Genomic DNA, 21,219 nt, shown 5'->3' on the forward strand with positions numbered 1-21,219 from the left:
CGTGACGTCAGCTGCCCGCGAGGACGTTGATGTCGCCCTTGTAGACGATCTTGCCGTTCTCGACCTGGTAGAGGAACGCCGCCTTGTCGGGGAACTCGCCCTTCTCGTCGAAGTGGTAGCGCTTGGTCAGGCCCTTGTAGTCGGCCTTCTTGACGGCGGCGAGCAGCGACTCGCGGGTCGCGCCGGTGCCGAGCGCCTTGAGCTGCTCGATGACCAGGTTGGTGGCGTCGTAGGACTCCGCCGAGTAGGTGCCCGGGTCGACCTTGAAGGCGGCCTTGTAGTCCTCGGTGAACTTCTTGATGCCGGGCTCGACCGTCGGGTCCACGCACGGGCAGGTGAGCAGCCAGCCCTCCGCGGCGCCGCCGGCCAGCTCGACGAACTTCTTGTCGTTGGTGCCGTCGGAGGCGATCTTCGGCTTGTCGAAGCCGGCCTCCTTGAGCTTCTTGGCGAAGGGCGCGGCGTCGGCGTAGAAGCCGGCGTAGATCAGCGCGTCCGCACCGGAGTTCTTCGCCTCGGTGGCCACGGCGGTGTAGTCCGGGGTCTTCTGCGGGACGCTCTCGCGGACGACCTGGACACCGGCCTTCTTGAGGTCGTTCTCGGCGACCGCCGACAGGCCGACGCCGTACTCGGTCTTGTCGTCGACCAGGAAGACCTTCTTGGCCTTGAGCTTCTTGGCGTAGTAGACGGCCATGCCGCCGCCCTGGGCGTTGTCGTTGGGGATGCCGCGCAGGAAGGAGGTGAAGCCGAGGGTGGTGAGCGAGGGGCTGCTCGCCGAGGCCGTGAGGGCCAGCAGGTTCGCCTGCGAGTAGAGCTGGCCGACGGCCTTGGTGGGCGCCGAGAAGGCCGGGCCGATGGTCGCGATCACCGCATCGTCGTCGATGATCTTCTGGGCGGCGGCCGGGGCCTGGTCGGCGCTGCCGGTGTCGTCGCCGGGCACGTACTGCAGGGTGAACGGCAGGTCGCCCTTGGCGTTCGCCTGCTGGATCGCGAGCTTGACGCCGTTCTCCATGTGGGCGCCGAGGGCGGCGTTCTCACCGGTGAGCGGGCCCTCGTAGGCGATCTTGAACAGCTTCTTGCCGTCGGCCGAGGCCTGGTCGTCGCCCTTGGTGCAGCCGGTCAGGGCCAGCAGGCCGACCACGAGCGGGGCGGCGGTCTGAAGAAGTCGCTTGCGCAGCACGGAAGTTCCCCCAGGAGCGGCTATGAGGTCAGCGTCGAAGTCCGCCGTGGCAGCGCTGGTCGCACGCTGCGGCACTCGGCGGTCGCCGCGACTCTAGTCAGCCCCGGATCGACCGGGAGAGCTCCTTGGTCACGCTTTGTCACCTCGGACGATCGCGCAACGTGACCGTGAGGCTGGGCCGTTCAGCCCAGGTAGGCGGGGGCGAGGCCTGCCTTCGTCACCAGTTGGGCGCTGCCCGTGCCGTCGGCCGGGACGGTCCACAGGTCGGCGCCGAAGTCGCCGGGGAGGGCGTAGAGCAGGGTGGAGTCGGAGGACCAGACGGCCTGGTCGTCGATCTGGCGCTGCTCCGCGGTGGCGGTCTCCTTCATGGTCCGCAGGTCCAGCACGTACAGCCGCCACTGGGCGTCGGAGGGCAGGCCGGGGACGCGGCGCTTGTAGGCGATCTTGGTGCCGTCGGGCGAGAGGGAGGGGCACTCGACGTTCTCGTGCAGGGTGGTCAGGCTGCGGGCCGCGATGTCGCCCTTCACCAGGTAGGTGTGGCCGCCGGTGGCCACCGTGGCGTAGAAGAGGTTGTCGTCGGTGGCGGCGAAGGTCACGCCCCAGACGTTGACGTCGTGGGCCTGGTACGGGTGCCCGTCCTTGATCAGGGTGTAGGTCTCCAGGTTGTCGTCCACGTGCCAGTCGCGGGTGTCGGCGATGGCCGTGCGGGTGGAGAAGTCGCTGCCGCCGTAGGAGTCGCCGCTGACGAAGACCGTCCAGGCCACGTGGTGGCCCGAGGGCGAGACCCGGTCGCGGGTCGGGATGCCGACCGCCGGGTAGCTGTGCAGCTCGTGGAGCCTGTCGTCGAGGACGACGGCCCGGTAGGTGTCCTCCAGCGGGCCGTGCACGGCCTGCAGGCAGATGCCGTGCCCGGCGGCGGCGTGGAAGCGCAGGCACTTGACGCCCGAGGAGGTGCGCACCCCGTCCGGCCGGTCGGCCGGGACGGCCACCACCTCGTCCCGGTGCGGCCCCCAGGCCAGGTTGCGGAACACCAGCTCCCGCTCCCCGGTGGCCGCCAGCGAGACCTGGCCCGGCCGCACCGCCGGGCCGCCGACCTGCTCCTGGTCCTTCTGCCCGGACCGGTCGGCGGCGTACAGCACCGCGCCGGCCCCGACCCCGCCGAGCAGCAGCACGGCGACGAGCAGGATCAACAGCCTGGGGGCACGGTTCACTTGGCAGCTCCGGGGGTGGTGCGCAGGACCAGGCCGGCGGTGACGGCGCCGGCGGTCATCGCCGCGGCGGTGACGGCGAGGGTGGTGTGGCCGCCCCAGATGCTCCAGGCGGCGCCGAACAGCAGCGAGCAGGCGAAGCGGGCCAGGGCCTGGCCGGTGCCGACCAGGGCCAGCCCGGCGCCGACCTGCCCGGGCGGGGTCACGTCGGCCGCCGCGGCGGCCAGTACGCCGTCGGTGGCGGCGTAGAACAGCCCGTGCAGCACCAGCACGCCCACCGCGACCGGGGCGCCCGCGCCGGTGGCGAGCAGCACGGTCAGGTAGGCGGCGAGCAGCACGGCGTGGCCGAGCAGGAAGAGCGTTCGGCGGCCGATCCGGTCGGCCAGCGCGCCCAGCGGGTAGGCGAGCAGCAGGAAGGAGGCGGCGGTGCCGAGCGGCAGCAGCGGGAACAGCCGGGTGGGCAGGTGGAGTTGGCGCTGCAGCAGCAGGTAGAGGAAGGAGTCGCTGACGGTGGTCAGGCCGAGCAGTACGGCGCACAGCACCAGGCGGCGAAGCGCGGGCAGCCGCAGCAGGGCCAGCGATTCGCTCAACTTCGGCGGCGCGGGGCGCAGTTCCTCCGAGGCGGGCGGCGTGGGCACGAACAGCAGCAGCACCAGGACGCCGACCACCGCGATGCAGCCGCTGACCGTGAAGACGGCGTCGTAGCCGTCCACGGCGACGCGCAGCACGGCGAAGGCGAGCAGCGGGCCGATCAGGGCGCCGGTGGTGTCCATCGCGCGGTGCACGCCGAACGCGCGGCCGCGGTGCTCGGGGGCGGTGGCCAGCGAGATCATCGCGTCCCGGGGGGCCGTGCGCAGGCCCTTGCCGGTGCGGTCGACGGCGAGCACGCCTCCGATCAGGGTGACGGTGTGGGCGAGCAGCAGCAGCGGCTTGCAGAGGGCGGAGAGCCCGTAGCCGATCGCCGCGACCGTCTTGTGGCCCCGGCCGCCGCGGTCGGCGAAGTGGCCGCCGAGCAGGCGCACCAGGGCGCCGACGCCGTTGTTGATGCCGTCCAGGACGCCGAAGCCGAGCGGGGAGAGCCCGAGTGCGGTGACCACGTACAGCGGCAGGACGGCGCTGACCATCTCGGAGGAGATGTCGGTGATCAGGCTGACCGCGCCCAGGGCCAGCACGGTGGGGGGCACGGCGGCCCCGCCCCGCCCCGGGCGCTTGCCCGAGGCGGTGGCGGGAGCCTTGGCGGCGCGTGACTCCGCGAGGTACACGGCGTCAGTTCCAGATGCCGGTGATGTCGGAGGCGGTGGCGGCGTTGCCGGCGTGGGCACTCAGGCCGGCCAGGTCCTCCAGCGTGCGCAGCAGGTCGTAGTGGGTGTAGGTGGTGCCCGAGGTGCTGCCCGCCGCCACCGGCTGGCCGTACAGGACGGTCGGGATGCGGTTGCCCGAGAGCTTGTTGTCCTCGTCGAAGGTGACGACCAGCAGGCTGTTGTGGGTCTGCGCCCAGTCGGCGTAGGCGCCGAGGTTGTCGCGCAGCCAGCTGTCACCGGTGGCGACCGAGCAGTCGTGCATGTCGCTGCACAGGTCCGGGGTGACGAAGGAGACCGTCGGCAGCGTCGAGAAGTCGGTGGGGAACTCGTCGAAGGTGTACGCGCTGTCGGTGGGCACGTTGCCGAAGCCGAACCACGGGTTGTGCTTCTGGGCGTAGTTGCCGCTGCGGCAGGAGGTGTCACCGTCCGCCGGGAGGCTCTCGTTCCAGCTGGCCCAGCTCCGGCCCGCGTCCAGCAGCTCGGAGGCGAGGTTCGGCTCCTGGAGGGCACCGGGGTCGACGCAGCTGTCGTCGGTGACGCCCTGGGTGGAGCCGGAGAAGAGCGCGTAGTAGTTCGGCTGGCTGGGGTGCGTGATGCCGTACGACGCGGTGAGCTTGGCGCCGCCGCGGGCGAGCGAGTTGAGGTACGGCGCGCTGGAGCTGCCGATCACCTGCGAGTACGCGTGGTTCTCCATCACCACGACCACCACGTGGTCCGGGGCCGGGAGCGAGGTCGCGGCGTGCGCGGTGCCGGAGGCCGTCCACAGCCCCAGGGAGCCCGCTGCGAGGCCGGCGGCGCAGGCCAGGGCGGTCAGGGTACGACGGGCGGGTGCCTTGTGGGGCTGCATGGCGGGTCCTCCTGTGGGGTGCTGAGCGATGAGCTGTCGAGCGGTACGGACGGCCGGGCGGCGGCCCGGCCGTCCGTGGCTACCGGTCGGTCCGGGTCGGTGTCAGTTCCAGATGCCGGTGACGTCGGTGGCGGTGGCGGCGTTGCCCGCGTGGGTGGTCAGGCCGGCCAGGTCCTCGAGGGTGCGCAGCTGGCTGTAGTGGTTGTACGTGGTGGCGCTGGAGCTGCCCGCGGCGACGTGGGCGCCGTAGTAGATGGTCGGGATCTTGTTGCCCGACTGGCTGTTGTCCTCGTCGAAGGTGACGACCAGCAGGCTGTTGTGGGTCTGCGCCCAGGTCGCGTAGGCACCCAGGTTGTTCTTGATCCAGGTGTCACCGGTGGAGATCGAGCAGTCGTGCATGTCGCTGCACAGGTTCGGCACCACGAAGGAGACCTTCGGCAGGGTGGTGTAGTCGGTCGGGAACTGCGCGAAGGTGAACGCGGTGTTGGTGGGCACGTTGCCGAAGCCGAACCACGGGTTGTGCTTCTGGGCGTACTTGCCGCTGCTGCAGGTGGTCGAGCCCTGGCTCGGCAGCGACTCGTTGTAGCTGGCCCAGCTCAGGCCCGCCGCGATCAGCTCGGAGCCCAGGTTCGGGGCGGTCATCGAGCCGACGCTCACACAGCTGTCGTCGGTGCGGCCCTGGGTGGAGCCCGAGAAGAGCGCGTAGTAGTTCGGCTCGCTCGGGTGGGTGATGCCGAAGGAGTTGGTGAGGTTGCCGCCGCCCGCCTTGAGCGTGTTGTTGATGTACGGCGCGCTGGAGCTGCCGATGATCTGCGAGTAGGCGTGGTTCTCCATCACGACGACCACGACGTGGTCGGGGGTGGGCAGCGCCGCGGCCTGGGCGGTGGTGGCGGTGGCGGCCCAGATGCCGAGCGAGGCGGCGGCCAGAGCGGTCGAGGCGGCGATCGCGGTGAGCTTGCGGCGGGAGCGGGTGGGCTTCGTCATGACAATTCCTCCGGGGCGGGAACGGCGAAGGTGTGCGGGCGGAGCGGCCGTAACACTAGGAGCCCCCGGTTGGACTGGACTGCCGCGCGAAAGTGAAGAACTGACGAACGCTCGCTGCCCATTTGGCGGTGCATGGTCATTTCGGACGACGGGACACGATTGACCCGGCCGAGGCCCGCATGGTGGGATTCCCGGGCCGGTGACCAGCCAGTTCGTGGGAGAGGGGGCTTGATGGCCACGCCCTCGACGCGGGTGGTGGTGGGGCTCGGGGCGCGCCGTGGGGTGGGTGCGGTGGAGGTGCTCGCGCTGCTGGACTCCGCCCTCGCCGAAGCCGGGCTCAGCCGGAAGGCCGTCGCCTTCCTCGCCACCCTCGACCGCAGGACCTCCGAACCGGGCCTGTGCGAGGCCGCCCGCGCGCTGGGCGTGCCGCTGCGCGGCCTGCCCGCCGAGGCCCTCGCCGCCGTGCCGGTGCCGCACCCCTCCCCCGCCGCCCGGGCCGCCGTCGGCACCCCGAGCGTCGCCGAGGCCGCCGCACTGGCCCCGGGCGGCGCCCTGCTCGTCCCCAAGCGCGCCTCCGCCCGGGCCACCGTGGCGATCGCCGACCACCCCGCCTCAGGAGTCACCGCCATGACCGTCGCCGACGAACCCGATCTGCGCCACCACGGCGACGCCGAAGTCCGCTCGGACGGCGCCGAGTTGGTGGATCTGGCGGTCAACGTCCGGACCGGGACGCCGCCGCAGTGGCTGCGGGAGCGGCTGGCGGCCACCCTGGGCGAGTTGGCGGCCTACCCCGACGGCGCCGAGGCGCGGGCCGCGGTGGCCGCACGGCACGGGCGGCCCACCGAGGAGGTGCTGCTGACCTCCGGGGCGGCGGAGGCGTTCGTGCTGCTCGCCCGAGTGCTCACGCCGCGGCACGCGGTGGTGGTGCACCCGCAGTTCACCGAGCCGGAGGCGGCGCTGCGCGACGCCGGGCACACCGTGCACCGGGCGCTGCTCACCGCCGCCGAGGGCTTCCGGCTGTCCCCCGGCGCGGTGCCCGAGGAGGCCGACCTGGTGGTGGTCGGCAACCCCACCAACCCCACCTCGATCGCCCACCCGGTCGCCGCGCTGGCCGCGCTGGCCCGGCCGGGCCGGACCCTGGTGGTGGACGAGGCGTTCATGGACACCCTGCCCGGGGAGCCCGAATCGCTCGCCTCGATGCGTGAACTCCCGGGCGAGGTCGTGGTGTTGCGCAGCCTCACCAAGACCTGGGGCCTGGCCGGCCTGCGGATCGGCTACGTGCTCGGGCCCGCCGGCCTGATCACCCGCCTGGCCGCCGCCCAGCCGCTCTGGCCGGTCTCCACCCCGGCGCTGACCGCCGCGATCGCCTGCAGCACCCCCGCCGCCCTGGCCGAGGCCGACGAAGCCGCCGTCCGTACCGGCGAGCACCGCGACCACCTGCTCAAGGGCCTGGCCGCCTTCCCCGCCGTCCAGGTCCACGGCAGCCCCGCCGCCTCCTTCGTCCTGGTCGAACTCCCGGGAGCCGCCGCCGTCCGCGCCCGGCTGCGCGGCCTCGGCTTCGCCGTCCGCCGCGGCGACACCTTCCCCGGCCTCGGCCCCGACTGGCTGCGCCTGGCCGTCCGCGACCCGGCCACCACCGACCGCTTCCTCGCGGCCCTGGCCACGGCGCTGGCGGAGGCCGAACAGCCGGTGGCCGGGCCGAAGGAGCGTCAGACCGCCGGCTTGGTGGCCCGGACGGAGTAGACGCGGGGGACGCGGCCGCCGTCCGGGAGGCGGAAGTGGGCGTGGTCGTGCTCGTGGAGGAACTCCGGGCGCAGGCCGGCCGTGATCAGGGCGGTGAGGACTTCGCCGAGGCCGTGCTGCCACTCGACGGTGCGGGTGGCCTTGGTGGGGGCGGCCAGGTCGGCGTAGGTGCCGGGCTCGTCGTACACCGCCGGGGTGCGGTCGAAGTAGTCGTACTCGACGCGCTCGCCGTCCGCCGCCAGGATGTCGGAGAACGGGTGGTACTCGGCCACGTACGCGAAGCCGCCCGGGGCGACCAGGGCGGCCACCGTACGGGCCCAGCGGTCCAGGTCCGGCAGCCAGCAGAGGGCGCCGAAGCCGGTGTAGACGATGTCGAAGGTCTGCCCGTCGAGCGCCTCGACGGCGTCGTGGACGTCGGAGGCGACGAAGCGGGCGTCGGTGACGCCGATCTGCTCGGCCAGCTCGGCGGCGGCGGCCACGGCGGGGGCGGAGAAGTCCAGGCCGGTGACGATCGCGCCGCGCCGGGCCCAGGAGAGGGTGTCCAGCGCGATGTGGCACTGCAGGTGGAGCAGCCGCTTGCCGGTGACGTCACCGACCTCCGCCAGTTCGAAGCCGCGCAGGCTCTCCCCGCCCGCGACGAAGCCGGGCAGGTCGTAGAACTCGCTGGCGAGGTGGAAGGGCACGCGGTCGTCCCAGTTGGCCTGGTTGGCCGCGAGCCAGTCGGTGCTGTCGGGTGTGGTGGTCATGGTGCCGCAGCCTAGCCACCTACCCGGCTCTTGAGCAGCGCATTTACGGCCGGGCGGCCGCCCAGGCGCGGGCGGCGGCGATGCGGCGGGCGGCGCTGGGGTGGGTCGCGAAGAGCAGCTCGAGGGCCCGGGGCGGGTCGACGTCGGAGATGTTGGCGACGGCCAGGCGGCGCTGCATCGCGACGAAGCCCTCCGGGTCGGCCGTGAGGTCGAGCGCGTGGGTGTCGGCGCGGCGCTCGATCCGGCGGCTCGCGGCGCACTGGAGCGGCCCGGAGAGGGCGGAGAGCAGCGCGGCGCAGGCCGCGAGCAGCGGGAGCGAGCGCGGGTCGGCGGCGGAGCCGGCCCCCGCGGTGGTCAGCAGCGGCTGCCAGGAGAGCAGCAGGCCGAGCAGCACGACGGCGCAGGCCGCACCCACGGCGCCGAGAGCCGTCCCGGTGAGCACGTCCCGGTGCTTCACGTGGCCGAGTTCGTGCGCCACCACCAGCTCGACCTCGCGCGGCTCGGCCGTGCTCAGCAGGGTGTCGTAGGCGACGATCCGCCGGGTCGCGCCGAAGCCGGAGACGTACGCGTTGAGGGCGGTGGTGCGGCGCGAGGCGTCGGCGACCAGCACGTCCCGTACGGCGATCCCGTCCCGCTCGGCGAGCCCGAGCAGGGCCTCGCGCTGCGGGCCGGGGGCCATCGGGGTGAAGCGGTTGAACACCGGCTCGACCAGGAGCGGGTACAGGAAGGAGAGTGCCACCACCAGCACGGCGGCCGCCGCCGCGGCCGGCAGCCACCAGCGGTGCGGGGACCAGCCGGTCAGCGCGTACAGGCCGAGCACGGTGGGGAGCAGCAGCGCCAGGCCCAGGGCCAGCCCCCGCAGCTGGTCCACCGCCCAGCCGCCCCACCCCTGGGTGACCAGCCCGTACCCGGCCCGGATCGCCCGCACCCGCGCCCCGAACGGCAGTTGGAGCAGCTGCCCGAGCAGCACCAGCGCCGCCGCCCCGCCCAGCACCCGCGCCGCCCACGACTCCCCGAACGCCGCCACCAGCCGCGCCCCGGCCCCCGTGAACCCCAGACCCACCGTCAGCACCAGCCCGGCCAGCCGCCCGCCGAGCACCCAGGGCACCTGCGCCCGCCGCAGCGCCCGGCCGCGCTCGATCTCCTCCGGCGTGAAGTCCATACGGCCAGGCTAGCGGCGCTGTCCGCAGGCGTGGGGAACAAGAATCCGTGCCCAGTTCTGGCGAAGGCCGATACCTCAGATCGCCCCCGCCTCACCCAGGCTATGAGCTGCTGGAACCACATCGGCAGCAGCTGCCGCCCCGCGTCCGAAGGACCCACGAGTGAGTCTGCGTGAGATCAAGCCCGGCAACCGCGGCTACCTGTACCTCAACAGCCACCCGGCCGGCTGCGCCACCGTGGTCGACCGGATGTGGCAGCAGCTGCCGGGCCCCGCGGACGACCGGCCCGGGCCGGTCGCGCTCGTCGTCGGCGCCAGCGCCGGTTACGGCCTCGCGGCGACGCTGACCGGTCTGCGCAGCCACCGCATGCGCGGGCTCGGCATCGCCTTCGAGGCCCCCGGGACGGTGCGGCGCACCGCGAGCGCCGGCTGGTACCGCACCGCGCGCACCGCCGAACTCGCCGCCGAGGCCGGCGCCGACTTCGGCTTCCTCAACGGCAACGCCTTCTCCGCGAGCGTCAAGGCCGAGGCCCTCGACCGGCTCGCCGCCCGGTTCGGCAAGGTGGACCTGCTCATCTACAGCGTCGCGGCTCCGCGGCGCGCCGACCCGCTGACGGGCGAGGTCCACCACTCCGTCATCAGGCCGCTCGGCGCCGACTACCGGGCCAAGTCCCTGGTGTTCGAGGACGACGCCCCCCGGATCGGCGGGCTGCACCTGCCGGCCGCGGAGCCGGCCGAGGCCGAGGCGACCGTGCAGGTCATGGGCGGGGCCGACTGGCAGCTGTGGATCGAGGCCCTGGAGTCCAGGGGCCTGCTGGCCGAGGGGTTCCGGACGGTCGCGCTCTCGTACGTCGGTTCCGAGATCACCGCCCCGATCTACCGCGCCGGGACGATCGGCGCGGCGAAGCAGCACCTGGAGGACACCGCCCGGGCCCTCGACACCCGGCTGGCGGGCCTCGGCCGGGCCCACACCGTGGTGGCCGGCGCCGCCGTCACCCAGGCCTCCACCGCCATCCCGAGCATCGCGCTCTACACCAGCATCCTCCACCGCGTCGCCGGGGACGGCTGGCAGACCACCGCGGACCAGGCCCAGGCCCTGTGGGCCCAGCTCACCGGCCCCGCCACCGCCACCGACGACCAGAACCGCATCCGGCTGGACGCCTGGGAACTCGACCCGGCCGTCCAGGCCGCCGTCGGTACCGTCTGGGAGCAGGTCGACACCGACACCATCGCCGACACCGCCGACACCACCTGGTTCCGCGACCAGGTCGCCCAGCTCTACGGCTGGAACGTCCCCGGAGTCGACTACACGACCCCGGTGGAGACCGCCGTCCCCTGGCCGACCGTCCTCTGACCAGCCCGCCCTGTAACGCAGAGAGCCAGTTGCACTGTCCAGGGGCGCGGGGAACTGCGCGAGGGCGGAAGGCACCGGCCTGCGGCCTACCGCTTCGCGCAGTTCCTCGCGCCCCTGGGTGTTGCAACTCACTCGCTGCGGTGGGCCAAAGGCCGTGCCAGCTCCCCCGCGCCCCTGGAAGGTGCTTGTGCCTCAGAACAAGCGGCCCGCGCTCGGGTGGTCCTGGGCGGCGTCGACGCAGATGTTGGTGCCGTTGATGCCGCTGGCACGCTCGGAGAGCAGGAAGCAGGCGGTGTCGGCGACTTCGCGGAGCTCGACCAGGCGGCCCCGGGGGAAGTCCTCGCGGGCGAAGGCCGCGAACCGCTCGGGGTGGGTCTTCTCGAACTCGGCCCAGCCGCCGGGGGCGTGGACCGAGCCGGGGCTGAGCGCGTTGACGCGGATGCCGCGCGGCCCGAGCTCCTGCCCCAGGGTGGCGGCGAGGTGGATCTCGGCCGCCTTCGCCGAGGCGTAGGAGGACTTGGGCCCCGGCTTCCAGCCCGTGATGGAGGAGATCACCAGGGCGGCGCCCGCCCCGGCCCGCTCGAAGTGCGGCACCGCGACCCGGATCGCGTGCGCCGCGTGCAGCACGTTGATCGCGTAGGTCTGCAGCCAGTCCTCCGGGGTGGAGTCGGTCAGCCCGCCGCCGAACGCGCCGCCGGCGTTGGCCACCAGCAGGTCGAGGCCGCCGAGCCGCTGCGCCGCCTCGTCCACGGCCGCGCCCAGCTCGGCCGGGTCGGTGACGTCCGCCCGCAGGCCGAGGAAGCCCGAGGCGGCCAGCCGCTCCTCGCTCCGCCCGCAGACCGCCACCTGCGCGCCCTCGGCCGCCAGCGCCTGCGCGATGGCCAGCCCGATGCCGCCGGAACCACCGGTGATGAACGCCCGCTTGCCCGTCAGTCCAAGATCCATGCTGACAAGATCGCACCCTGCGCCCGGCCCAACAAGCCCTTACGGGGGGCGCGCTGGTCCCTACGATGAATTCCATGAGCAATGATCAGTTGCGGGCCGTCAGCGAGTTCCTCTGCACCTTCTCCCGGCGGCAGGCCGCCACCGTGGTGGAGGCGCCCGGCGGGTTCGCGGTCCTCGACGAGCGGTACCCGCACTCGCAGGCCGACAACCAGCTGATGCTGCACGGCCCGGTCGACCCGGAGCTGGTGCCCGAGCTTGCCGAGCGGCTGCTCGGCCACCTGCCCTACCGCCGGATCGGCGTGGCGGACCAGGAGCTGGGCCAAGCCTGCGTACCGGCGCTGACCCGCGCCGGGTACCACCACGGGACGGTCCTGGTGATGGCGCACTCCGGCCCGACGCCCCCGGCGGGCCCCGCCGAGGTGGTCGGACTCGCCGAGCTTCGCCCGGCCCTGGCGCAGTGGCTGCGCACCGCCCTGCCGGCGGCCGAGCCCGCGGTGCTGCGGGATCTGGCCGAGCGGCGGGTGGCCCGGCTGCGCGGGGCCGAGGAGGTGCTCTTCCTGGCTGCCCGCGACACCGATGGCACGATCGGCTCCTGGGCCGACCTCTACCTCGAACCGGCAGACGGGATCGCCCAGTTCGAGGACTTGGTGACGGCCTGGGACCGCACCCGCCGGGGCCTGGCCGACGCCGTGCTGACCAGCGCCCTGGCCCGGGCCGGGGCGGCCGGCTGCGGCTTCCGCTTCCTGCTCGCCGACCCGGCGGACTGGCCGCGGCACTGGTACGCCCGGCGCGGCTTCACCCCGATCGGGCACTTCCACGACTTCTCGCGGCAGCCCTGAGAGACGCCGCAGGGCCGCGAGACGGGTGTCTCGCGGCCCTGGCGCAGTCAGCGGCGGATCAGACCTGGCCGGCCTTCTCCAGGGCGGAGCAGCAGGTGTTGACCAGGAGGCGGGTCACCACGTACGGGTCGACGTTGGCGTTCGGGCGACGGTCCTCGATGTAGCCCTTCTGCTCGACCTCGACCTGCCACGGGATGCGGACCGAGGCGCCACGGTCGGAGACGCCGTAGGAGTAGACGTTCCACGGGGCGGTCTCGTGCTTGCCGGTCAGGCGGGACTGGATGTCGTCACCGTACTGGTTGACGTGCTCCAGGACCTTCTCCTGCGACTCGCCGAGCGACTCGCAGGCGGTGATGATGGCCTCGTAGCCCTCACGCATGGCCTTGGTGGAGAAGTTGGTGTGCGCACCGGCACCGTTCCAGTCGCCACGCGCCGGCTTGGCGTCGAGGGTGGCGTCGATGCCGAACTCCTCGGCGGTGCGGTAGAGCAGGTAACGGGCGACCCACATGTCGTCGGAGACGGTCAGCGCGTCGACCGGGCCGATCTGGAACTCCCACTGGCCGGGCATGACCTCGGCGTTGATGCCGCAGATCGCGATACCCGCGTCGATGCAGCGGTCCAGGTGCAGCTCGACGATCTCGCGGCCGAAGACCTCCTCGGCGCCGACACCGCAGTAGTAGCCGCCCTGCGGGGCCGGGAAGCCGCCCTCGGGGAAGCCGAGCGGGCGGGAGCCCTTGAAGAAGGTGTACTCCTGCTCGATGCCGAAGATCGACTCCTGCGCGGCGAAGCGCTCGGCGACCGGGCGCAGCAGGGCGCGGGTGTTGGACGGGTGCGCGGAGCCGTCGATCTCCATGACCTCGCACAGGACGAGGATGTGGTCGCCGCCGCGGATCGGGTCCGGGTAGGTCTTCACCGGCTGCAGCACGCGGTCCGAGGCGTGGCCCTCGGCCTGGTTGGTCGAGGAGCCGTCGAAGCCCCAGGTGGGGATCTTGTCGGCGTTGGCCAGGACCCGAGTCTTGGAACGCAGCTTGGCGGTCGGCTGGGTGCCGTCGATCCAGATGTACTCGGCCTTGATTGCCACGGCTTACCTCGCAACTTGAGTGGTGGGTGCCCGCGTAGCGTCGCAAGCCGCCGTTTCCCGGTTGTTCCTCCTATGTAACGCCCATGTGAACCAACCGTCCGCAGTGGCACGCTCACTGTCCGAGAGTGCCAGTGCGGAAGGCGAGCCACCGGTTGCGGGGCCCGGCGGCCCTGAGGGTCGCCCCCGCAGGAGCGTTACGGCAGGCGCCAGTCGACGGGCTGGGCGCCCTGGCGGGCGAGGAGTTCGTTGGCCCGGCTGAACGGGCGGGAGCCGAAGAAGCCGCGGTCGGCCGACATCGGGCTCGGGTGGGCCGACTCGATACTGGGGCAGGGGCCGAGCAGGGGGCGCAGGTTACGGGCGTCGCGGCCCCAGAGGATCGCCACCAGCGGGCCGCCCCGGGTGACCAGCGCACGGATCGCCTGCTCGGTGACCTCCTCCCAGCCCTTGCCCCGGTGCGCGGCCGGCTTTCCGGGGGCGGTGGTGAGGGCGCGGTTGAGCAGCAGCACGCCCTGCTGCGTCCACGGCGTCAGGTCGCCGTTGGCGGGCGCGGGCAGGCCGAGGTCGCGGCCGTACTCCTGGAAGATGTTGATCAGGCTGCCGGGGATCGGCCGCACGTGCGGCGCCACCGAGAAGCTGAGGCCGACGGCGTGGCCGGGGGTCGGGTACGGGTCCTGTCCGACGATCAGCACCCGGACGTCCTTGAACGGCTGCTGGAACGCCCGCAGCACGTCGGGCCCGGCGGGCAGGTAGGTACGGCCCGCCGCGATCTCGCCGCGCAGGAAGTCGCCCATCGCGGCGACCCTCCCTGCGACGGGTTCCAACGCGGCGGCCCAGCCGGGCTCAACGATCTCGTGCAGTGGACGCGGTGCCATAACGCCACCCTATCGGCCCAGTGCGACACCCCGTGGCCGGTCCTGACATCCCCGTTTCGAGACTCCGGCCGGGGGCGCGCACCGGAGGCCGTACGCCCGCCAACTGCCCCGGCCTACCGAACGATCCGGCCCCTCAGCACGATCGTCCCAGGGTCGGCCAGCACCCGGACGTCCGCCCGCGGGTCCTGGTCGTAGACCACCAGGTCGGCCGGTGCGCCCTCGGTCAGGCCCTCGCGGCCGAGCCAGGCGCGGGCTCCCCAACTCGCTGCCGACAGCGCCTCGGTGGGGGTCAGGCCGGCCTTCACCAGCTCGGCCACCTCCTCGGCCACCAGCCCGTGCGCCAGCGAGCCGCCCGCGTCCGTGCCGACGAAGACCGGGATGCCCGCGTCGTGCGCGGCGCCGACCGTCGCGTAGCGCCGCTCGTGCAGGCGGCGCATGTGCGCGGACCAGGCGGGGAACTTGGCCTCGCCGCCGTCGGCCAGGCCCGGGAAGGTCGCTATGTTGACCAGCGTGGGCACGATCGCCACCCCGCGGGCGGCGAACTGCGGGATCAACTCCTCGGTGAGGCCGGTCGCGTGCTCGACGCAGTCGATCCCCGCCGCGAGCAGGTCCGGCAGCGACTCCGAGGCGAAGCAGTGCGCCGTGACGCGCGCGCCCTCCTCGTGCGCCGCCGCGATCGCCTCGCGCAGCGCGTCGCCCGGCCAGCAGGCCGCCAGGTCGCCGCGCTCGCGGTCGATCCAGTCGCCGACCAGCTTCACCCAGCCGTCGCCGCGCCGGGCCTCCTGGCGCACGTAGGCCGCGAGGTCGCCCGGCTCGATCTCGTGGGCGTAGTTGCGGATGTAGCGGCGGGTGCGGGCGATGTGCCGGCCGGCCCGGATGATCTTCGGCAGGTCCTCGCGGTCGTCCACCCAGCGGGTGTCGGCGGCCGAACCGGCGTCCCGGATCAGCAGGGTGCCCGCGGCCCGGTCGGTGAGCGCCTGCTTCTCGCTGGTCGCCTCGTCCACCGCGCCGTGCTCGTCCAGACCGACGTGGCAGTGCGCATCCACCAGCCCGGGCAGCACCCAGCCGTCGACGCGCTGCACCTCACCGCTGTGGGCGGGCCGCTCGAAGGTGACCCGGCCGCCGACCACCCACAGCTCGTCCCGGACCTCCTCCGGCCCGACCAGCACCCGGCCCTTGACGTGCAGCACCGCAGCATCGCTCATGGCCCGCACTCTACCGAGCGCGCGCCGCCCGCGGTGGGAGCAGGATGCGGCAGACTGGCCGACGGTGTCCGTTACGTCCCGAAAGGCCCGCCCGATGAGTCCGTTCCTCGACCTGCCGCCGCTCGGCGCCGCCCAGTTCGCCGCGATCGAGGACCAGGTGGCGGCGCTGCTGCACACCGAGTCCGATGTGATCATCCAGCAGGGCGAGGCGCTCCTTCCGCTCGAGGCGGCGATCCGGGGCGCGGCCCACCCGGGCAGTACGGCGCTCAACATCGTCACCGGCCCGTACGGGCAGACCTTCGGCGGCTGGCTGCGCAGCAGCGGCGCCAAGGTGGTCGACCTCGCGGTGCCGTACAGCAGCGCCGTCTCCGCCGAGCAGGTCGCCGAGGCACTGGCGGCCCACCCGGAGACCGACTTCGTCTCGCTGGTGCACGCCGAGGCGGCCACCGGCAACACCAACCCGGTCGCGGAGATCGGCGCCGTGGTGCGCGAGCACGGCGCGCTGCTGATGCTCGACGCGGTGGCCTCGGTGGCCGCCGAGCCGCTGCTCACCGACGCCTGGGGCGTGGACCTGTGCGTGATCGGCGGGCAGAAGGCGATGGGCGGGCCGGCCGGGGTCTCGGCCGTCTCGGTCTCACCCCGCGCCTGGGAGCGGATCACCGCCAACCCGGCCGCCCCACGCCGCTCCTACCTCTCGCTGCTCGACTGGAAGGAGCGCTGGACGGACGCCGGGCGCACCGTACTCCCGCACGCCCCCGCCCAGTTGGAGATGCTCGCACTCGGCGCCTGCCTCGACCGGATCGCCGCCGACGGACTGCCCGCCGTGATCGCCCGCCACCGCGCCGCCGCCCTCGCCACCCGTGCCGGCGCCCGGCTGCTCCCCGGCTTCTCGCCGTTCGTGGTGGAGGACCGCCACGCCGCCCCGGTCGCCACCACCCTGCGCACCGCCGACGGCCTGCGCGCCGACCGGCTCGTGGCCCGGCTCGACCCCGCCCTCCCCGTCCAGGCCGGCGGCGGCGCCCTGGCCGCCGAACTGCTCCGGGTCAACCACTACGGCCGGGCGGCCGACCTGCCGACCGTCCTGTCGGCCCTGGCCGCCCTGGCCGCCGCGACCGACGCCGACCCGGCCCCGGCGCTGGCAGCGGCGCACTCCGCCTGGGAGTCCCAGGCGGACGTCCAGCCGAGGGACGCGACCCGCTGGGCCGCCGCCGGCCCAGGTTCGAACAGCGCGACGACGCCACCGCGGCCCACTGGCGCCTGACCGGCTGAGCTGCGGAAATTCGGCGGCGCCGGTCCGCCTGCCAGGCCAGACTGTGCGCCATGACAGGCGATACACACCCGACCGGCGCGGCGCTGCGCCGGGCCCTGGCCCGGGCGGGCGGGCCGGAGCTGCTCGAGCTGCTGGCCGCGGAGCTGAGCGGGGCGGAGCTGACCACGCTGCTGCTCGAGGTCTACCGGCGGCGGGCCGAGCGGCTCACCCCGGCCGAGGTGCTGCGGCGCCACCGCACCGACCGGTTCGTGGCCCCGGCTCCCACGGACTTCGCGCTGCTGCGCCGGGCCGAGGACCTCCTGCTCGCCGCGCTGCCCGCCGGCTTCCGGCCGCTCGCACTGTCCCCTCTCGTCCCGCTCGCGGCGCACACGGCCGTGGCCACCGTCGACCCGCGCAAGGTCGTCGCCACCGTCCGGGGCAGCGAGGTGGCGGCCGACCCCACCAACGGGCTGGCCCTGGAGGCCGCCGACCGCCGGGCCCGGGCCCTGGCCGCCGACCCGCGCTCGGCCGTCCCGGTCCGGCTGGCCACCACCCAACGCGTGGTGCGCGCCCAGCACTTCGACACCCCCGGCATGCTCGCCCACTTCCAGCTCTTCGGTCTGGTGACCGCGGGCCGCGACACCGGCGACCGGGCCTTCGAGCGCCGACACCTGCTCGAGCACCTGCGGTTCGCCGTCCGGGCGCTGGCCGACGCCGGGGTACGGCGGACCGAGCTCCGCCTCACCTGCCTGGACGCCGCGGCCGCCCCGGTCCTGGCACAGGTGCGGGCCGAACTGGCCCAAACCCCGGGCGTCGAGATCGTCGAGGACCCAAACCGGGCGAGCGGGCGCGGCTACTACACCGGCCTGTGCTTCAAGGTCTTCGCCGAGATCGGCGGTCAGGCCGTGGAGCTCGCGGACGGCGGATTCACCGACTGGACGCAGCGCCTGCTGGCCAGCCGCAAGGAGCGCCTGCTGATCAGCGGCTTCGCCGTCGAGCGGCTCGCCGCCGCGCTGGACGGCGAAGGCGGCGAGCACCACGGGCCGGGCGGTAGAGCGGGTGCTCCTCGCGAGGATGCGCTGTGATACTGCGGCAATGACGAACCTCCCCGCCGCCGTACTCGACTCGCTGCAGGGCCTCGCCTTCGGCGACGCCTTCGGCGACGCCTTCGGCGACGCCTTCGGCGACCGTTGGTTCCGCATCCTGCGTACGGAGGGCGAGGCGGCACTGGCGGCGCGCACGCTGCCCGCGGAGCGGCCCTGGCTGTGGAGCGACGACACCGTCCAGGCGGTGGAGCTGGTCCGCGAACTCCTGGCGGGCGACGGCCTGGTGGACCAAGGACGGTTCGCCCTGCGCCTGGCCACGGCCTACGCGCAGGACACCAGCCGTGGGTACGGACCCTCCATGCACGACGTGCTGCGCCGGATCGGCGCGGGCGAGCCCTGGCGGCCGGTGGTCACCGGTCAGTTCGGCGGCCAGGGCTCCTGGGGCAACGGCGCCGCGATGCGCGCGGCGCCGGTCGGCGCCTGGCACGCCGCCGACCTCGACCGCGCGGCCGAGCAGGCCGCCCGGCAGGGCGAGGTCTCGCACCACCACCCCGAGGCCGTCGCAGGGGCGGTCGCGGTGGCCCTGGCCGCGGCGCTGGCGGTCCGCAGCCGGGGCGGCCCGGCGCCGGCGCGGCCGGAGTTCCTGCTGGCGGTCGCCGAGCTGCTCCCGGAGAGCGACGTGCGCTCCGACCTGCGGATCGCGGCCCGGATGCCGGCCGGGACAACCGTGCGCCACGCGGCGGAGGTGCTCGGCTCCGGCTACCGGATGTCCGGGCCCGACACCGTGCCGTTCGCCCTCTGGTGCGCGGCGGCCCGGCTGGACGACCTGGCGGAGGGGCTCTGGCTGACGGTCGCCGGGCGCGGCGACATCGACACCACCTGCGCCATCGCGGGCGGCGTCACCGCGGCCCGTACCGGCGTGGCGGCCCTGCCTGCCGCCTGGCACGCGGCCCGCGAGCCGCTCCCGCCGGTCGAACGGTGAGCCACGCCCCCGCGACGGCGGCGAGCATGAGCGGGAACGCGTACACCAGCAGGCCGACCACCGCGAGGGCCAGGAACAGGACCGAGCCGCCGTCCGCCGCCTCGGCGAGCGAACCGGACCAGGCGAAGGCCAGCGGCGGCCCGACGATCCCGGCTCCGACCGCCCCCGCCAGCGCCGGCCAGGCGCAGGTCCGCCCGAGGTGGACCCCCAGCAGAATCGCCGGGATCGCGCCGAGGACGATCAGGCCCACCAGCAGCCCGACCATCGGGCCCACCGCGGCCGCCACCGCCCAGACCGCCACCCACACCCAGGCGCTCACCGTCCGACGGCCGCCGCCCGCCGTACCCTTCGCGACCAGCGTCACCACTGCCCCCACTCCAACGGTTCGTGGGTGACATCATGGCATAGTTTTGAACATGTTCAATATCGGTCGCCCGGACCCGCTGACACCAGGGCACCGCACGGGGAGACTGAGGACGGACAGTCAGAACGGCCGACCACCGCGGAGCATGATGAAACTCCTCCTCACCGACTCGGGCGTCAGGAACGCGAGCATCCTGGCGGCCCTGGTCGACCTCCTGGGCAAGCCGGTCGCCGAGGCCACCGCCCTCTGCATCCCCACGGCCGGTTACGGGGGCCCGTACGCGGAGCCGGGCGGGCCGTGGCGGTTCATCAGCGGGCAGGCGCCCGGCCCCATGACCGGGCTGGGCTGGAAGTCGGTGGGCGTGCTCGAGCTCACGGCGCTGCCCGGCATCGAGAAGGAGCGCTGGACCTCCTGGGTCCGGGAGGCCGACGCCCTGCTGGTCAACGGCGGCGACGCGCTCTACCTGGCCCACTGGATGCGGGAGTCCGGCCTGGCCGACCTGCTGCCCGCCCTGCCCGACACCGTCTACGTCGGGATCAGCGCCGGGAGCATGGCGCTGACCCCCCGCGTCGGCGAGCGCTACCTGGACTGGCGGCCGCCCACCGGCGACGACACCGCACTGGGCCTCGTCGACTTCTCCCTCTTCCCCCATCTCGGCGGTCCGGGGACCACCCTGGCCGACGCGGAGCAGTGGGCCGCCGGACTGTCAGGCCCGGCGTACGCCACCGACGCCCAGACCGCCGTCATGGTGACGGACGGCAGGGTCGAGGTCGTCTCCGAGGGCCACTGGAAGCTGTTCACCCCGACCCCGCCGGGCCGGAACCGGTAGCGGCCCCGGCCTCCGGCCGAGGTCGGGACGGTCCGGCCGGACTAGACGTCGATCATGGCCAGGCCGGGGTAGACGTCCTGCCAGCGGTAGCGGCGGCAGTGCAGGTGCCAGTACGCGAAGCCGGTCAGGTAGCGGTCCACGTAAGGTCGTTGCTCCTCGGTGGCCAGGTCGAGGGTCCGACGGCAGGCAGCCAGACCGCTGTCGAAGCTACGGCGGTAGGCGGCGAGGTAGGGGATTCCCTCCTTGAGCGATTGGCGGTGGATGCGACCGATCAGGAAGTCCTCGCCGTGGACGGCCTCCTTGTAGAAGGACAGCACGTCGTTGATGTCGTTGAGGAAGGCGACGCCGGAGCTCAGGGCCGCCGCCCAGAAGGCCCGGTGACGCCCGGCGTCCAGACACGGATCGGCGAACTGCAGGCTGGTGAACCAGAACTGGGAGAAGCCGTTGAAGACCCGGACGAAGTCGCTGTCGACCTCGTCGGCCACCTCCGGGGTGAATTCCGCCTCCATCAGCACCCCGGTGATCGCATTGTGGAAGAACGACTTGAAGGTTGCGAGGAAGGTCGGGTCGCAGTAAGGCGCCACCTGCTCGAACATGTGCCGGACGTACCGGGCGTTCGGCGAGGCGGCGGCCGGCGCGCCGGGCAGCAGGCCCGCCTGCAGCAGCGCCTCCGCCGCGGCGCGGTCGTGGGAGCAGACGTCGTCGACGTTGGTGGTGAACACCCAGATGCGATCGACCGCGAGAGCGATGGCAGGGTCCGCGATGGGCACCATCATGGCGCGCATCAGCGTGATGTTGCCGATGGTGGCGGCCGGGACCTCGACCCCGAAAGCGGCCAACTCGGCGGTCAACACCTGGGCGTCGGACCGGGCTCGAGCGAGATCGACCGGCGGGTCGAAGCCGTCCGTACGGGCGATGGCCTCCTCGATCAGCCCCGAGTCAAGCACGCTGGCGACCATCGGCCGCAGCCGGGCGTCGGCGATCGCGTCCAGGCCGCGCTGCCGTGTGCAGTGGAGCGTGTCGACACCGGGTGGCGGCCGGTGCCTGGGCAGAGCGGAGCCGGTCAGGTGCACAGCGCGTCCTTCCGTAGTCCTCCCAACGCTGCTTCGGATACTGACACAGTGACAGTTCGCCGCCCCCGCCTCCGCCGCTCACTCACCCGATCGGGCGCACCAGCCACGGACAGGTTGACGCCGAGGAGCCGTCGGCGCGACAGCCGGTCAGGGCCTGGCAGAGCTCCTCGCCACCCTTGCCCGGCGACTGGACCAGATCTCGGCCGGGCCCAGCG

General features: G+C 73.5%; 20 protein-coding genes. 7 read left to right on the forward strand and 13 right to left on the reverse strand.

Translation table 11 applies throughout. The annotated features are described in order from the left end of the window. Positions 1-7 precede the first annotated feature (7 nt). From ABT095_RS06590 to ABT095_RS06610, 5 genes are all read right to left on the reverse strand, one after another. Positions 8-1,177, reverse strand: a complete 1,170-nt coding sequence (locus ABT095_RS06590; protein WP_350528173.1) for a branched-chain amino acid ABC transporter substrate-binding protein — start codon at positions 1,175-1,177, stop codon at positions 8-10. Between the two features lie 182 nt (positions 1,178-1,359). Further along, positions 1,360-2,388, reverse strand: coding sequence for a TolB family protein (locus tag ABT095_RS06595; protein WP_350528174.1), 1,029 nt, complete (start codon positions 2,386-2,388; stop codon positions 1,360-1,362). Next, positions 2,385-3,647 (reverse strand): MFS transporter, encoded by a 1,263-nt coding sequence (locus ABT095_RS06600; protein WP_350528175.1) that lies wholly within the window; start codon positions 3,645-3,647, stop codon positions 2,385-2,387. Before ABT095_RS06600 ends, ABT095_RS06595 begins: the two co-directional genes overlap by 4 nt. 4 nt (positions 3,648-3,651) lie before the next feature. After that, positions 3,652-4,533: an alkaline phosphatase family protein gene (locus tag ABT095_RS06605; RefSeq protein WP_350528176.1), complete on the reverse strand. Its 882-nt coding sequence runs from the start codon at positions 4,531-4,533 to the stop codon at positions 3,652-3,654. A gap of 102 nt (positions 4,534-4,635) precedes the next feature. Further along, positions 4,636-5,517 (reverse strand): alkaline phosphatase family protein, encoded by an 882-nt coding sequence (locus ABT095_RS06610; RefSeq protein WP_350528177.1) that lies wholly within the window; start codon positions 5,515-5,517, stop codon positions 4,636-4,638. Between the two features lie 231 nt (positions 5,518-5,748). On the opposite strand from ABT095_RS06610, the gene cobC reads away from it, so the two are divergent. Further along, complete coding sequence (cobC, locus tag ABT095_RS06615; protein ID WP_350528178.1) at positions 5,749-7,260, forward strand: Rv2231c family histidinol phosphate aminotransferase CobC; 1,512 nt, start codon at positions 5,749-5,751, stop codon at positions 7,258-7,260. On the opposite strand, the gene ABT095_RS06620 is transcribed toward cobC, so the two are convergent. Both ABT095_RS06620 and ABT095_RS06625 read right to left on the reverse strand, forming a co-directional pair. Next, complete coding sequence (locus tag ABT095_RS06620; protein WP_350528179.1) at positions 7,227-8,006, reverse strand: class I SAM-dependent methyltransferase; 780 nt, start codon at positions 8,004-8,006, stop codon at positions 7,227-7,229. The genes cobC and ABT095_RS06620 overlap by 34 nt on opposite strands. 43 nt (positions 8,007-8,049) lie before the next feature. Beyond that, complete coding sequence (locus tag ABT095_RS06625) at positions 8,050-9,168, reverse strand: M48 family metalloprotease (protein ID WP_350528180.1); 1,119 nt, start codon at positions 9,166-9,168, stop codon at positions 8,050-8,052. 160 nt (positions 9,169-9,328) lie between these two features. Here ABT095_RS06625 and ABT095_RS06630 point away from each other — a divergent pair, with 160 nt between their 5' ends. After that, on the forward strand, positions 9,329-10,519 hold the full coding sequence (locus ABT095_RS06630) for an enoyl-[acyl-carrier-protein] reductase FabV (RefSeq protein WP_350528181.1): 1,191 nt from the start codon (positions 9,329-9,331) through the stop codon (positions 10,517-10,519). 192 nt (positions 10,520-10,711) lie between these two features. On the opposite strand, the gene ABT095_RS06635 is transcribed toward ABT095_RS06630, so the two are convergent. Next, on the reverse strand, positions 10,712-11,464 hold the full coding sequence (locus tag ABT095_RS06635) for an SDR family NAD(P)-dependent oxidoreductase (protein ID WP_350528182.1): 753 nt from the start codon (positions 11,462-11,464) through the stop codon (positions 10,712-10,714). 74 nt (positions 11,465-11,538) lie between these two features. On the opposite strand from ABT095_RS06635, the gene ABT095_RS06640 reads away from it, so the two are divergent. Further along, entirely contained in the window at positions 11,539-12,303 is a 765-nt protein-coding gene (locus ABT095_RS06640; RefSeq protein ID WP_350528183.1) for a GNAT family N-acetyltransferase, read from the forward strand. A 58-nt stretch (positions 12,304-12,361) separates the two neighbouring features. Here the strand turns inward: ABT095_RS06640 and glnII are convergent, their stop codons facing one another. The 3 genes from glnII to ABT095_RS06655 all read right to left on the reverse strand — a co-directional run bounded on the left by glnII (position 12,362) and on the right by ABT095_RS06655 (position 15,461). Further along, positions 12,362-13,384: a glutamine synthetase gene (glnII, locus tag ABT095_RS06645; protein ID WP_350528184.1), complete on the reverse strand. Its 1,023-nt coding sequence runs from the start codon at positions 13,382-13,384 to the stop codon at positions 12,362-12,364. Positions 13,385-13,578: 194 nt separating this feature from the next. After that, positions 13,579-14,256 carry a uracil-DNA glycosylase gene (locus tag ABT095_RS06650; RefSeq protein ID WP_350528185.1) on the reverse strand — a complete coding sequence of 226 codons (678 nt, stop codon included), beginning with the start codon at positions 14,254-14,256 and terminating at the stop codon, positions 13,579-13,581. 113 nt (positions 14,257-14,369) lie between these two features. Then, positions 14,370-15,461 (reverse strand): amidohydrolase family protein, encoded by a 1,092-nt coding sequence (locus ABT095_RS06655; protein ID WP_350528186.1) that lies wholly within the window; start codon positions 15,459-15,461, stop codon positions 14,370-14,372. A gap of 94 nt (positions 15,462-15,555) precedes the next feature. Between ABT095_RS06655 and ABT095_RS06660 the strand changes: the two genes are divergently transcribed. Genes ABT095_RS06660 through ABT095_RS06670 form a run of 3 tightly spaced genes read left to right on the forward strand, consistent with a single transcriptional unit; the run spans position 15,556 to position 18,738 of the window. Next, positions 15,556-16,722, forward strand: a complete 1,167-nt coding sequence (locus tag ABT095_RS06660) for a pyridoxal-phosphate-dependent aminotransferase family protein (RefSeq protein WP_350528187.1) — start codon at positions 15,556-15,558, stop codon at positions 16,720-16,722. A 59-nt stretch (positions 16,723-16,781) separates the two neighbouring features. Further along, on the forward strand, positions 16,782-17,795 hold the full coding sequence (locus ABT095_RS06665; RefSeq protein WP_350528188.1) for a hypothetical protein: 1,014 nt from the start codon (positions 16,782-16,784) through the stop codon (positions 17,793-17,795). A 10-nt stretch (positions 17,796-17,805) separates the two neighbouring features. Then, positions 17,806-18,738: an ADP-ribosylglycohydrolase family protein gene (locus ABT095_RS06670; RefSeq protein ID WP_350528189.1), complete on the forward strand. Its 933-nt coding sequence runs from the start codon at positions 17,806-17,808 to the stop codon at positions 18,736-18,738. Here ABT095_RS06670 and ABT095_RS06675 read toward each other — a convergent pair. Then, on the reverse strand, positions 18,656-19,102 hold the full coding sequence (locus tag ABT095_RS06675) for a hypothetical protein (protein ID WP_350528190.1): 447 nt from the start codon (positions 19,100-19,102) through the stop codon (positions 18,656-18,658). The two genes, ABT095_RS06670 and ABT095_RS06675, sit on opposite strands and share 83 nt — an antisense overlap. A 145-nt stretch (positions 19,103-19,247) precedes the next feature. Between ABT095_RS06675 and ABT095_RS06680 the strand changes: the two genes are divergently transcribed. Beyond that, positions 19,248-19,931, forward strand: coding sequence for a Type 1 glutamine amidotransferase-like domain-containing protein (locus ABT095_RS06680; RefSeq protein WP_350528191.1), 684 nt, complete (start codon positions 19,248-19,250; stop codon positions 19,929-19,931). A gap of 41 nt (positions 19,932-19,972) precedes the next feature. Here the strand turns inward: ABT095_RS06680 and ABT095_RS06685 are convergent, their stop codons facing one another. Continuing rightward, positions 19,973-21,004 (reverse strand): isoprenoid biosynthesis enzyme family protein, encoded by a 1,032-nt coding sequence (locus tag ABT095_RS06685; RefSeq protein ID WP_350528192.1) that lies wholly within the window; start codon positions 21,002-21,004, stop codon positions 19,973-19,975. Between the last annotated feature and the right edge of the window lie 215 nt (positions 21,005-21,219).

The sequence above is a fragment of the Kitasatospora sp. NPDC002227 genome, from assembly GCF_040296285.1.
Taxonomy (GTDB): domain Bacteria; phylum Actinomycetota; class Actinomycetes; order Streptomycetales; family Streptomycetaceae; genus Kitasatospora.

Coding starts and splice junctions, on each gene's coding strand:
- ABT095_RS06605 (WP_350528176.1), bottom strand. CDS start 4,533: ATGCAGCCCCACAAGGCACCCGCCCGTCGTACCCTGACCGCCCTGGCC.
- ABT095_RS06610 (WP_350528177.1), bottom strand. CDS start 5,517: ATGACGAAGCCCACCCGCTCCCGCCGCAAGCTCACCGCGATCGCCGCC.
- cobC (WP_350528178.1), top strand. CDS start 5,749: ATGGCCACGCCCTCGACGCGGGTGGTGGTGGGGCTCGGGGCGCGCCGT.
- ABT095_RS06620 (WP_350528179.1), bottom strand. CDS start 8,006: ATGACCACCACACCCGACAGCACCGACTGGCTCGCGGCCAACCAGGCC.
- ABT095_RS06625 (WP_350528180.1), bottom strand. CDS start 9,168: ATGGACTTCACGCCGGAGGAGATCGAGCGCGGCCGGGCGCTGCGGCGG.
- ABT095_RS06635 (WP_350528182.1), bottom strand. CDS start 11,464: ATGGATCTTGGACTGACGGGCAAGCGGGCGTTCATCACCGGTGGTTCC.
- ABT095_RS06640 (WP_350528183.1), top strand. CDS start 11,539: ATGAGCAATGATCAGTTGCGGGCCGTCAGCGAGTTCCTCTGCACCTTC.
- ABT095_RS06650 (WP_350528185.1), bottom strand. CDS start 14,256: ATGGCACCGCGTCCACTGCACGAGATCGTTGAGCCCGGCTGGGCCGCC.
- ABT095_RS06655 (WP_350528186.1), bottom strand. CDS start 15,461: ATGAGCGATGCTGCGGTGCTGCACGTCAAGGGCCGGGTGCTGGTCGGG.
- ABT095_RS06660 (WP_350528187.1), top strand. CDS start 15,556: ATGAGTCCGTTCCTCGACCTGCCGCCGCTCGGCGCCGCCCAGTTCGCC.
- ABT095_RS06665 (WP_350528188.1), top strand. CDS start 16,782: ATGACAGGCGATACACACCCGACCGGCGCGGCGCTGCGCCGGGCCCTG.
- ABT095_RS06670 (WP_350528189.1), top strand. CDS start 17,806: ATGACGAACCTCCCCGCCGCCGTACTCGACTCGCTGCAGGGCCTCGCC.
- ABT095_RS06680 (WP_350528191.1), top strand. CDS start 19,248: ATGATGAAACTCCTCCTCACCGACTCGGGCGTCAGGAACGCGAGCATC.